Annotated in this window: 9 protein-coding genes; 4 read left to right on the top strand and 5 right to left on the bottom strand. The window is 40.1% G+C overall.

All coding sequences use genetic code 11. The annotated features are described in order from the left end of the window. Genes IEE83_RS13735 through IEE83_RS13750 form a run of 4 tightly spaced genes read left to right on the top strand, consistent with a single transcriptional unit; the run spans window position 1 to window position 4,527 of the window. Window positions 1-1,128, top strand: coding sequence for an alpha/beta hydrolase (locus IEE83_RS13735; RefSeq protein WP_194121120.1), 1,128 nt, complete (start codon window positions 1-3; stop codon window positions 1,126-1,128). 2 nt (window positions 1,129-1,130) lie between these two features. Continuing rightward, on the top strand, window positions 1,131-2,405 hold the full coding sequence (locus IEE83_RS13740; protein WP_194121121.1) for an NAD(P)/FAD-dependent oxidoreductase: 1,275 nt from the start codon (window positions 1,131-1,133) through the stop codon (window positions 2,403-2,405). A gap of 24 nt (window positions 2,406-2,429) precedes the next feature. Continuing rightward, window positions 2,430-3,242: a DUF1365 domain-containing protein gene (locus IEE83_RS13745; protein ID WP_194121122.1), complete on the top strand. Its 813-nt coding sequence runs from the start codon at window positions 2,430-2,432 to the stop codon at window positions 3,240-3,242. Window positions 3,243-3,264: 22 nt separating this feature from the next. Next, window positions 3,265-4,527 carry an SAM-dependent methyltransferase gene (locus tag IEE83_RS13750; protein WP_194121123.1) on the top strand — a complete coding sequence of 421 codons (1,263 nt, stop codon included), beginning with the start codon at window positions 3,265-3,267 and terminating at the stop codon, window positions 4,525-4,527. Window positions 4,528-4,585: 58 nt separating this feature from the next. Here IEE83_RS13750 and IEE83_RS13755 read toward each other — a convergent pair whose 3' ends face one another. The 5 genes from IEE83_RS13755 to IEE83_RS13775 all read right to left on the bottom strand — a co-directional run bounded on the left by IEE83_RS13755 (window position 4,586) and on the right by IEE83_RS13775 (window position 12,255). Continuing rightward, a complete protein-coding gene (locus IEE83_RS13755; protein WP_194121124.1) occupies window positions 4,586-5,353 on the bottom strand; it encodes a hypothetical protein in 768 nt (255 codons plus the stop codon). Between the two features lie 144 nt (window positions 5,354-5,497). Beyond that, the gene (locus IEE83_RS13760) at window positions 5,498-7,420 is read right to left on the bottom strand and encodes a response regulator (protein WP_194121125.1); all 1,923 of its coding nucleotides are present in this window, start codon (window positions 7,418-7,420) and stop codon (window positions 5,498-5,500) included. Window positions 7,421-7,423: 3 nt separating this feature from the next. Then, window positions 7,424-8,011, bottom strand: coding sequence for a chemotaxis protein CheB (locus IEE83_RS13765; RefSeq protein WP_194121126.1), 588 nt, complete (start codon window positions 8,009-8,011; stop codon window positions 7,424-7,426). Beyond that, entirely contained in the window at window positions 8,008-8,823 is an 816-nt protein-coding gene (locus tag IEE83_RS13770) for a CheR family methyltransferase (protein WP_194121127.1), read from the bottom strand. Before IEE83_RS13770 ends, IEE83_RS13765 begins: the two co-directional genes overlap by 4 nt. 3 nt (window positions 8,824-8,826) lie before the next feature. Then, window positions 8,827-12,255, bottom strand: coding sequence for a response regulator (locus IEE83_RS13775; RefSeq protein ID WP_194121128.1), 3,429 nt, complete (start codon window positions 12,253-12,255; stop codon window positions 8,827-8,829). Window positions 12,256-12,271 lie beyond the last annotated feature (16 nt).

Consider the following 12,271-nt stretch of genomic DNA (forward strand, 5'->3'; position numbering starts at 1 on the left):
ATGGTAAAGCTTGTTTTAACGATTATCCTTTTTTTGATTTCGTTACTGACCGTTTTATCGGCTCCGGCATTTTATTTATGGCTGCTTGCCATTGCGACTGATGAATTCCCGTGGATTTTCATTGCCATCATTCTGGTTATTGTTTTTATCAATTTCAGGTCGCCGTCTTATCAGTTGCCTACGATGATTCTGGCAGTAATATCGCTTCTGCTTTTTCTTTCGCCAATGGTGAGATCATACCTGGTTGGGAGCAAATTACAAAAAAATCTGGCGGCTGCGTTTGGGAACGAAATCGGAACGAATGCATTTGAATTCACTCCGTTTTCTTACGTTCAAATGTTTAAGCCAAAAGTTACTGTACCGTATAGTACAGTGAGTTATGATAAAAACGGAAAGACGGATTTGACCCTGGATTTTTACCCATCTGAGATAAAAGGCAAAAAACCATGTGTTATTATCATTCATGGCGGTTCATGGAAAAGTGGCGACAGCCAGCAATTACCTGAGCTTAACAGCTATCTGGCTAAAAATGGTTATCACGTTGCAGCGATTAATTATCGTTTAGCGCCGGAATTTCAAAGTCCGGCACCCGTTGAAGATATTAGTAAAACCTTTCATTTTTTGAAAGGAAAATCGGCCGAATGGAACATTGATACGACAAACTTTATTTTATTAGGACGATCAGCCGGTGCTCAGATTGCTTTGCTGGCTGGTTATACTTTGAAAGAACCTGCATTAAAAGGAATCATTGACTTATACGGACCTGCGGATATGGTTTGGGGATATTCGATTCCGTCCAATCCTTTGATTATGGATTCCAGAAAAGTGATGGAGGATTATCTGGGTGGAAGTTACAGCGGACATCCCGAAAAATTCGAGAAAAGTTCTCCCCTGCTTTTTGTAAATAAACAATCGCCTCCTACTCTGCTAATTCATGGACTAAATGATGTTTTGGTTGCCTACGAACATAGTCGCCGATTGAATGCCAAACTTGAAGAAAATGGTGTCAAACATTACCTGGTGACATTGCCCTGGGCAACGCATGCTTTTGATTACAATTTATACGGCCCAGGCGGACAAATTTCTACATACGCTATCATGTATTTTTTAAAATCTGTAACAGAATAACTATGCTTAAAACAGCAATTATCGGAACAGGCATTGCGGGAATGGGCTGCGGCCATTTTTTGCATTCGACAGATAATCTTACATTTTATGAGCAAAACGATTACGTTGGCGGACATACCAATACAGTAACTGTGGATGAAGACGGAAAACCGGTTTTTATTGATACAGGTTTCATGGTTTTCAATTTCGAAACGTATCCAAATCTCTGCAAGTTATTTACCGAAATTGGTGCTCCGGTCAAAAAAACGGATATGTCTTTCAGCGTCCAGCATAAACCTACCGGGCTTGAATACAGCGGATCCAGCTTAAATCATTTATTTGCTCAAAGAAAAAACATTTTCAATATTGCTTATCTGAAAATGCTTGCTGAGATTTCAAGATTCAATAAGGAAAGTATCAAAATTCTGGATGATTCCCGTTACGCGAATTATTCCATCGGACAGTATATAAAGGAATTCAATTTCAGTGAGGATATGCTTTGGAAATATCTTGTTCCGATGAGCTCGGCCGTTTGGTCTACGCCCATGGAGCAAATGCTGGAATTTCCTGCGATCACTTTAATCCGCTTTTTTAAAAACCATGGTTTTTTAGGGCTTGATACTCAGCATCAATGGTATACGCTGGATAAAGGAAGCCAGGCTTACAGGGAAATACTGATCAAACCTTTTAAAGATAAAATCCATATAAACCGGAAAGCGGTAAAAATCTCCCGGGAAAATGATAAAGTTACTGTTCATGCATCGGACGGTTCGCAGGAAGTTTTTAACAGGGTTATCATTGCCAGTCACGCGGATCAGGCACTTTTGATGCTCGAAAATCCGACGGATCTGGAACAGAATGTTTTGTCCAAATTTAAATATCAATACAACAAAGCAGTTTTGCATACGGATGAAAATACGATGCCGCAAACAAAACTGGCTTGGAGCAGCTGGAATTATCGCATACAGAAAAAGAATAATGAGCTGATTCCCAGTACTATTTATTGGATGAACAAACTCCAACAGGTTTCGGACAAGAAAAATTACTTCGTCTCAATTAATCCGCATGATGATCTTGATGAGAGAAAAATTATCAGGGAAATTGACTACGACCACCCGCTATTTGATGTTCCTGCAATGCATGCACAGGCTTGTCTGAAATTGTTAAATGAAAATGGTCCGGTTTACTTTTGTGGCAGTTATTTCAGATACGGTTTTCATGAAGATGCTTACACGAGCGCAGTGGAATTGTGTGAAAATTTGAAAAAAGTAAAAATTTCAGGTACGACAATCTATTGAAATTATTTTGTCGTATATCCTTGTATGAAACAGGATAAATTAAATTCCTGCCTGTACAAGGCTAGTGTCATGCATTACAGAATTCTTCCGAAAAAGCATCAGTTCAAGTATGACATCTTCATGTTTTACCTGGATCTGGCTGAACTGGATGTAATTACTGCGAAGTTCAAATGGCTAAGCTATAATCGTTTCAACCTGTTCAATTTTAGAGACAACGATCATATGCAGCTGCCGAGAGAAAAACCCGATAAGAGCAAAAGTACAAGAGAACATATTACACGCTTTTTGTCGGAAAACGGAGTTGAAATTGGGAACGGGCGGATCATGTTACTAACCAATTTATGCACGTTGGGTTACCAGTTCAATCCGGTTTGTTTTTATTTCTGTTTTGATGAGAACGATAATCCGGTTTGCTCGGTAGCAGAAGTTTGTAATACTTATAAAGAAATCAAGCCGTATTTCATGGGTACGGAAAGATTTAAGAAGGATCATTTTCATCTTCACACCTTTAAAAAATTCTATGTTTCGCCATTTACAGAGCTTGATAATTATTTTGATTTCAATCTAAAAATCCCTCAGGAGAATCTGAATATTGCTGTAAATGATTATGATGAATTGGGTAAACTTTTTTTCCTGAGCAAATTGCACGGTACACGGGAAGAATTAACAGACCGAAACATGATACGGTATTTTTTCAGTATCCCATTGATTACCATGAAGATAACTTTTTTGATACACTGGCAGGCTTTCAAATTGTGGTCAAAAAAAGTAAAATATTATAAAAAAGCGGACAATCCTGAACTGCAAACAGAAGTTTTCCGATCGTATAAATCTTAATAGGCCAGACACTATCATCATTATGCTAAGAACCCGCTCAGAACTAAATCGCACAACACTGGTTGACGCAAAACCCGGCTTTTATCAGCAACTGGTTTTTAGTCAATTAAGAAAAATGACAATCGGCCAGCTTCAAATGAATTTGCCTGACGGCAAGACAGAATTTTTTGGCGACGGAGGCATTCATGTCACAGCCTGCATCACCGTTACGCACACTGATTTTTTTAAAAAGCTGATATTATTTGGTGATATTGGTTTTGGTGAAGCCTATGTTGAAGGATTCTGGGAAAGCGACAATATAACCAATGTGATCAATTGGGTGCTTTTAAATGTTGAAAATGCACCTGGTGTATCCGGAAGCAAGTCGCAAAATTTTGCTTTGAATATTTTGCGATTCTTGAACAAGGTGACCCATAATATGCGATCCAATACGCTGGAAGGATCAAGAAAAAACATTTCCGAGCACTATGATTTGAGTAATGATTTTTTTGCGGTTTTCCTTGACTCAACAATGACCTATTCGGGTGCGTATTTCCGGAATGAAGGAATGAGCCTGGAAGAAGCGCAACTGGAAAAGTATGATCGTTTATGTCAAAAACTGCACTTGCAACCTTCTGATCATGTACTTGAAATCGGCAGCGGCTGGGGTGGAAATGCAATTTTTATGGCGAAAAATTATGGGTGTAAAGTTACCTCACTAACGTTATCCACCGAACAACAACAACTTGCAATGCAACGTATAGAGAAAGCCGGTTTGTCTGAAAGAGTACAGGTATTGTTGATGGATTACCGTCACATTCAGGGGCAGTTTGACAAAATTGTTTCAATTGAAATGCTTGAAGCAGTGGGTCATCAATATCTTGATCTTTATTTCAGTAAATGTAATTCACTTTTGAAAAAAGACGGAATTCTGGCCATTCAGGTTATTACCTGCCCGGATTCGCGCTATGACAGCTTGCGAAATGGTGTGGACTGGATTCAAAAACATATTTTTCCAGGCTCATTACTTCCTTCCGTATCCGCTATAAATCAATCTGTTAACAAAACCAGCGAAATGAGTCTGGTTGATTTGAAAGAATTAGGCCTTCATTATGCATACACATTGAACGCCTGGTATCAAAAATTCATTGAGCGGATTGAAGAAATAAAGCAATTGGGTTTTGATGATTCCTTTATCCGTAAATGGACATATTATCTTTGCTATTGTGAAGCAGCTTTTGCAAGCCGGAATATCAGTGTCATGCAACTTGTATACAGCAGGCCAAATAATGCAAATCTGCATTAATAAAATGCCCGCTGGGATTAACCGACGGGCGTTTTATTATATCTATAATATTTTTTACTTAACCATTTCCGCGGGCAAGCTGCACGGCCAGGCGAATATCAACACCACGGTCAGCATTGCCATAACGGCCATAACCGCTTCCTGTTCCAATACCAACACCCATTCCACCTCCCATACCAATTCCGCCACCCAAACCAATACCGATTCTTGGCGAAAAACCTGATTGAGAGGACGCGCCATCAATTTTGATATTGATTCCCAACTGTGAAGATTCCCTTGTGTTTAAAGCAAGCAAGCTAAATGGAATTGCGATTTGCTCCGTAAGCTCACCGTTTTGATCCATGCTGATTTTGGATTTAATACTGCCGTCCGCTTCAACCAAATTGATAAAATGCTGCCCTTTTGGATCTTTCCAAACGGCTTCTTTATTATAAGAGTCCATCAACAAATTGAGCCCCAGACTATTCGGCAGATCAGTATCAATCCGGCGTAAAGCCTTGCGATCTTCTTTCAATACGACTGGAAACATCAATGAATAAGAATCCTTTTTCTGTCCCTCAGGCGTGAAAGATACTTTCAGTCCGCTGCCAAGAATCTTTTGTATGGTTTGCGGATCACGCGTTGTCATGGTCAGATAAAGGTAGTGATCATCATTTATGATCCCATAAGCAAGCCTGGAAGCCTGGTCTTTATGATCAGGTTTTATTTCATCAACATAAGTAAAAGGGGCATTCCATTTTGATTCAACAGGAATAGTTTTGGAAGAACTACACCCTGCCAGCACTACTAACGACAGGAGAAACCAGCGGTTCGATTTACTTTTCATTTTATTTTTTAAGTACACTAAATTTCGACTTTAATTAAACGAAATCATATATAAATCATTACGATTAATTAGAAAAAATCGTTGCATTTAATATTACATTAATAAAATTCAATACGTAAATCAACCCTAAACGTGGATATAAATTTAAAATACAGGCAGTGACAGCAACGAACCAATTTTCTCATGCAGTTTCATTGGTTCAAATGGTTTTGATAAAGTATCATTCATTCCGGAATCAAGCGCCTGTTTCGTATCTTCTTCCAGTACTGTTGCAGAAAGCGATAGAATTGGTGTTGTAATTCCTAATTTCCTGATCCGTTGTGCTGCCTCATAGCCATCCATTTCCGGCATGCGGGTATCCATAATGATCAGGTCAAATTCCTCCTTTTGCAATGTTGCCACCGCTTCTTTTCCATTGACTACCAGTGTAGTATCAATAAGCCAGGTTGTCAGATACTTGTTTATTAACATGGCATTAATTTGATTGTCCTCGGCTACCAGCACTCTTTTCCCGAAAAACGGGTTCAGTGTTTTAAAAGAAATGACCGGCTTTTTTTCTTCAATTTTTTGATTGGCATCTTTCAGCATCAAAGTAAAATAAAATTCACTTCCCCGCTGATACTGACTGGTTACCTTCAATTCACTGCCCATTAGTAAAACAAGTTTTTGAGAAATGGTAAGTCCTAAACCTGTCCCTCCGTAATTATGAGAGGTTTCAGCCGTGGCCTGGCCGTATTCTGAAAAAATGAACTGTATATGGTCCTCCGAAATTCCGATTCCGGTATCTTCCACAGCCAGTCTGACTTTGTGATAAATTCCTTCAACGCCACCGTACTCAATCCGGAGCTTGACATAACCTGCGTGTGTGAATTTTAATGCGTTACCCACCAGGTTCATTAGTATCTGATTCAGGCGCATGCCATCTACCAAAACACTTTCAGGTATTTCCCTTGACACGTTTAATATCAAATCGAGCCGCTTTTCATCTGCCTTGAAACGCATCAGGTCAATGATCCCCTTTCCTAAAAGATTTAGATTTGTAGGTGTCGGAAGAATAGAAAACTTGCCTTCATCAATTTTGGATATGTCGAGAATATCGTTCAGAATGTTGAGTAAAGATCCCGAAGAATGCAGCAGCATTTCAAGTAACTCCCGCTGACTGGGCTCTAATTCAGTAGCTTCCAGCAGGTTACCGATACCAATTATTCCGTTCAGGGGTGTACGGATTTCGTGGCTCATGTTGGCAAGAAACGCCTCTTTAACTTTTCGCGATTTATCCGCCAGGCTCCGTGCTTCTACCAGAGCAAGTTCGTGTGCTTTACGTTTTTCAATATCATGCAGGTTGATAAACAAGAGTTTATTTTTGTACATAATCCGCAATTCAAGCCAAACCGGTTGATGCAGTTTTCCATGAAACTTGTCTTCAACAACAATGGTTTCTCCACTCATATAAGTCTGGTTAATGAGAACGCCCTGTAAACCAGAACGATTAGGCTCCACCAGTAAATCAAGCATGGAAACATTTAACAATGACGACGGATGCAGACCCAGAATTGTAAAAACTGACGGATTTATCGACAAAATACGTCCTGATTCTGCATCGACGGTAGCGATAATATCGGGAGAATTGGTAACGATGGTTGCGTAATTTTCAAGCAGCTTATTTTTCTCGCGAATCTCCCGCTGACTTTTTGCAAGACGAACCAGCGAATCAACTTTTGCATTGGTTATGTAAGGATCCAGCGGTTTATACAAATAATCAATCGCACCGGTTTTCAAGCCACGCACTGCGTAGGTAGTTTCCTTGGAAATGGCGGTAACAAAAACGATTAAAATATCCTTCGTTTTTGGATTGGAAGCAAGTGTTTCGGCAAATTCAAATCCATCCATTCCGGGCATCTGTACATCTACCAGCGCCACGGCAATTTCATTTTCCCAAACAATACGTAATGCTTCATTTGGCGAAGTGGTTGAGTAAATGGAAATATCATCCCGATCCAGTATCGCTTTCAGGGAAATCAGATTTTCTTCCCTGTCGTCTAAAAGTAAAATTTTGGTTTTTTCCATGGCCTACGTTGAGTAAAGTACACTTCTTATTTCCTCAAAAATATTTTCCCTATTCAAAATATGATGTCCATTGTATTGACTTAAAGCTTCCGCTGTCATGCGAGGCATCTCCGCAAAATCAGGATTCTGGACATAAGTGGCAAAACCTCTTTCAGCAATTAATTTTAATCCTGCCGCTCCATCCTGACTTGCACCGGAGAACAACATGGCAGCACGTATGTTAATACCTGACTGCGCCGCTGAAATAAACGTTGCATTTATGGACGGACGCGAAAAAAAATCCTTTTCTGTGTCATCCAGATAAAATCTTTCGTCGGGCCCCACAAGCAAATGATAATCCGGTATGGCAAAATAAATGCAGTCATTCTTTATCGGATCCAGATGCTGCGGCTCTTCCATTTTTACCGTTGTTTTTCCTTTGAACAAATACGGAAGATTGGCCAAACTGGATTTCCCACGATGAATAATAAATATTACAGCGCATGATAACGGCTTCGTAGCCAGCTTCACAATTTGTTCAAAAATTACAAAACTTCCCGACGAGCCTCCCATAAGTACCAAATTCAGCGGATTACTGTGCGGCTCGGTCATTTAATTTTTTGATAAATATTTAAATGGGCATTGATAATCCTGAAATTTTCCTCAAAACCTGAATAACGCAGGGTTTCTCTTTTTCCTAAACATAAAAAACCAAACATTCCCAGGCTTTCGTATAACAGTTTGAAAACTTTTTGGCGCTGTTCAAGATTGAAATAGATCATTACATTCCGGCAGCTCACCATTTGAAACTCGTTAAAAACGCCGTCGCCGGTAAGATCATGTAAGGAAAAAACGATGTTTTTTCTTAATGTGGCATCAATAACCGCTTGATTGTAAGCAACATGATAATAATCGGATAAAGATCTTTTTCCTTCTGCCAACATATAATTCTCCGAGAAGGTACGCATATGTCCCAGACCAAAAACACCTTCCCGCGCTGACGCTAATACGCGTTCGCTCAAATCTGTTCCATAAATAAGTGATCTTTCGAATAATCCGGCTTCTTTCAATAATATCGCAAGCGAAAAAGCTTCTTCTCCCGATGCACAGCCAGCAACCCATAAACGGATGGCCGGGTAAGATGCCAGATATGCTAAAACCTCGGAACGCAAGGCTATAAAAAAGTCAGCATCCCGAAACATTTCGGAATAATTGACCGTCAATTCCTGAATAAAATCATAAACTGCTTTCCCGCCCTGTTCAATATGAACATAAAGCTCAGACAAGTTCATCGTATGTTTTGCCAAATATCGGGAAGCGCGGCGCAGCAGCGAAGGACGCGCATATCCCGAAAAATCAAAACCTGATATTTCCCTGACACGTGTAATTAATAATTCCAGTTCCTGATATTCCAACAAAACCATAATTTACGAATGAAGCCAGACCTTGATCAGAGAAAGTAATTTATCGATGTCAACCGGTTTGGATATATAATCATTCGCACCGGCTGATAAACATAATTCTCTGTCGCCCTGCATCGCTTTTGCGGTGACAGCTATAATGGGCAAATTGTTCCATTTTTGTTCTTTCCTGATCAGCTTTGTTGCCTGGATGCCATCCATTTCAGGCATCATCACATCCATAAGAATCAGGTCGATATCCTTTGTTTCTTGAAGCTTTTCAATGGCCTCACGACCATTTGCAGCAATGGTTATGCCAAATCCGGCTTCTTCCAAAACAGCGCTCAAAGCAAAAATATTGCGCATATCATCGTCGGCCAGAAGCAATTTTTTCCCAACAAAAACACGTTCTGCATGTACAACAGGATTGCTGAATGACTGAGATTTCTGAATGGACGGAGCCTGTTTAGGCTGAAACTTTTTCAAAAATAAATTCACTTCATCCAGCAAACGCTCATTGGATTTGCGCGTTTTCATAACCACAGGATGCGAATAACGCATCACTTTCGATAAATCTTCCTGCGAAAGATCTTCGGCCGTGTTCACAACAACAGGCAAACCGGCCCACTTCGGATCTTGTTTGATTTGATCAAGCAAATCGAGCCCGTTCATATCCGATAACCGGATGTCAAGAATAATGCCGTCAACAGTTTCTCTGGATAACAATGACAATGCTTCCGCCCCGGAATATGCGTATAAAACGAACAGATTATTATTTTCAAGAAACTCTCCGAAATACTGACTTTGGTAAGCATCATCCTCAATAAGAAGAATCCGTCTTTTCTCAGTATTTGAACCTTCCAGTTTTAATAAATTGAAAATAAACTCGGCTGATTTTTTGTCAACCGGCTTTTGCATAAAACCGATCGCGCCTTCTTCCAGCATTTGCGCAATACTTTCGTCACCCGCGGAAACCGTGTGAACAGGAATAAGGTTGGTTTTTGAATCGGATTTCAATTCTTTCAGAACTTCCTCGCCTGAAATATCCGGTAGATGCATATCCAGAATAATGGCCGTTGGTTTGAAACTTTTGACCATATCCAAACCAGAATTACCGGTAGATGCAACCAGTACATCGAAACCGCTGTCGCGTGCTTTGCTGGCCATATCCTCGGCAAAAATCGGATCATCTTCAATGAGCAGCAGACGATTTTCTTTCAAAGTGTCTGCAATCTTGGGTTCCTGTATTTTAACTTCAACTTTCTCCACTGGTGTTTGCGGCTCAATTTCAGTAACTTCTGCACCAGCTTTACTGATTTGAACCGGTATGGAAAGTTTAAAAGAAGAACCCTTCCCTACTTCACTTCTAAGCGAAATTGAGCCTTTAAACAAAATCGCAAGTTCCCTGCTGATGGACAATCCCAAACCCGTTCCGCCATATTTTCTGCTTGTAGAACCATCAGCCTGCTGAAATGCTTCAAAAATTGCTTTTTGCTTATTATTTGGAATACCAATTCCTGTATCCGAAACTTCAAAGTGCCATTGATTTTCACTTTGTGAGATGATAAGGGAAACACTTCCCGGCGCCGAAGTGAACTTTATTGCATTCGAAAGAAGATTGCGAATTACCTGCAAAATCCTCACATGATCCACAAACAGCGTTTCAGGGCAGGAATCTTCCTTGATCATTTTAAGATCAAGTCCTTTATTTTCAGCTATTTTCTGGAAGGTATTTCTAACTTCAACGAGAAGTAATTCTGTATTTATCTCTTCGGGATGAAGTTCTACTTTTCCCGATTCAACTTTCGCCAGATCCAGAATATCGTTGATAAGTGTCAGTAAATCATTTCCGGAATTATTAATCACCGAAGCATAACGCTGCTCTTCATCACTCAGACGAGCCCCTTTATTTTCGGATAAAATGCGTGAAAGAATCAGTATACTATTAAGTGGCGTGCGCAGTTCATGACTCATATTAGCCAAAAATTCACTTTTAAAACGCCCCGTTTTTTCAAGTTCGTCGGCTTTGATCTGAATTTGATCTCTTGCTTCTACCAGCGTGCTCTTTTGTTCTTCTAACAAAAACGCTTTTTCTTCAAGCTCGGTATTGATTTGTTTGAGTTCTTCCTGCTGAACACGCAGCTCTTCTTCGGATACCTGAAGAAGTGAACTTTGTCTGGTAAGTTCCTCATTAGTAACCCTTAATTCCTCCTGCTGACTTTCAAGTTCTTCTGCCTGGAGCTGGGTTTTGTCAAGTAATTCTCTCATCAACTGACGTTCCCTCGCAGCCATAAACGCAATGGCAACACCGTCAGTCACGCGTTCCAAAAGTTTAATTACGTTGTCATCCGGCTGTGTCAGATATCCCAGTTCGAGCACTCCTACTACTTTTCCTTCCTGGATCATCGTTTTTACAAAAACTGATTCAGGTGTGGTATTTCCAAGCCCTGTACCGATTTTTAAATACCCGGGAGCGACTTCCAGTTTTTTCAGACTTTGTTTGTCTTTAATTATTTGTCCGAATAATCCGTCTTTTTCAGAAATCAACGCTGGTATCCCGTCACGCCTATCCACCGCATAGGAAGAAGCCAGTTCCCAGGCACTTGCATCACGATTGACGATATATAATATCCCTCCGGAAGCATCCGTAAGCTTCGCCATTTTATGCAAAAATTTCTCAGCCAGTTCGGATTCCGTAGGTTCTCCACGAATGGAAATACTAACCTCTACTGCGGCCGATAAAATCCAGTTTTTGCGCTGATCTTCAAGAGATAATTTTTCAAGTTCTGCATTCGCTTTTAATGCGACTTGTTCTGAAGATACCTGGGCCAGATATGTTTTTCTTATGAAATAGAAAAGAATAAATATCACCAGCATGAAAACGGCAGTTCCTCCCAAAATCACCTGTTTTGCTCTGGTTGTACTCACAAGTGCCTGCTCCTCACGAACTGCCAGCAGATTGTTTTCCATTCCTTCAACATGGTTAAAATATGTTGAAAGCTGAGCAGACAATTTTTGTCCGCCAGCTACCATTGATTTTAGGGAATCAAGAGAATAATTACCGGACTTAATCAACACTAATTGCTGCGACATGAGTTTTAACCTGCTTTGCAGCACAGGCGCCAGACTATCCAGCCGAGCCGTTTGTACCGGATTATCCTCAACCAATTGTTTTAAAAAACTGAATTGACTTAATATTCGCTCCCTTGCCTTTACATGTGCATTTTCAAAATCCTGGTTATTTAAAAGTGCATAACCCCGAAGATTGGTTTCAGCAGTAAGCAGTTCATTTCTGACTTCGGATGAGGATCGGATTACTTCTCTGGTGTGGTCCACCCAACCTGCATTTTCTTGTTGTAACAGAATTGCTTCATAAGAAGTGATTCCTACGATTATTACAAGAAGTATAGACACAATAATGCCCGTGAAGACCTGTTGTTGAAACGAAAATCGCATATTTTATAAATAACGA

This window comes from Dyadobacter subterraneus (assembly GCF_015221875.1).
Lineage (GTDB): Bacteria > Bacteroidota > Bacteroidia > Cytophagales > Spirosomataceae > Dyadobacter > Dyadobacter subterraneus.

Bases quoted from the DNA above. Each gene is read 5' to 3' on its own strand.
- IEE83_RS13735 (WP_194121120.1), top strand. From the start codon at position 1: ATGGTAAAGCTTGTTTTAACGATTATCCTTTTTTTGATTTCGTTACTG.
- IEE83_RS13740 (WP_194121121.1), top strand. From the start codon at position 1,131: ATGCTTAAAACAGCAATTATCGGAACAGGCATTGCGGGAATGGGCTGC.
- IEE83_RS13745 (WP_194121122.1), top strand. From the start codon at position 2,430: ATGAAACAGGATAAATTAAATTCCTGCCTGTACAAGGCTAGTGTCATG.
- IEE83_RS13750 (WP_194121123.1), top strand. From the start codon at position 3,265: ATGCTAAGAACCCGCTCAGAACTAAATCGCACAACACTGGTTGACGCA.
- IEE83_RS13755 (WP_194121124.1), bottom strand. From the start codon at position 5,353: ATGAAAAGTAAATCGAACCGCTGGTTTCTCCTGTCGTTAGTAGTGCTG.
- IEE83_RS13760 (WP_194121125.1), bottom strand. From the start codon at position 7,420: ATGGAAAAAACCAAAATTTTACTTTTAGACGACAGGGAAGAAAATCTG.
- IEE83_RS13765 (WP_194121126.1), bottom strand. From the start codon at position 8,011: ATGACCGAGCCGCACAGTAATCCGCTGAATTTGGTACTTATGGGAGGC.
- IEE83_RS13770 (WP_194121127.1), bottom strand. From the start codon at position 8,823: ATGGTTTTGTTGGAATATCAGGAACTGGAATTATTAATTACACGTGTC.
- IEE83_RS13775 (WP_194121128.1), bottom strand. From the start codon at position 12,255: ATGCGATTTTCGTTTCAACAACAGGTCTTCACGGGCATTATTGTGTCT.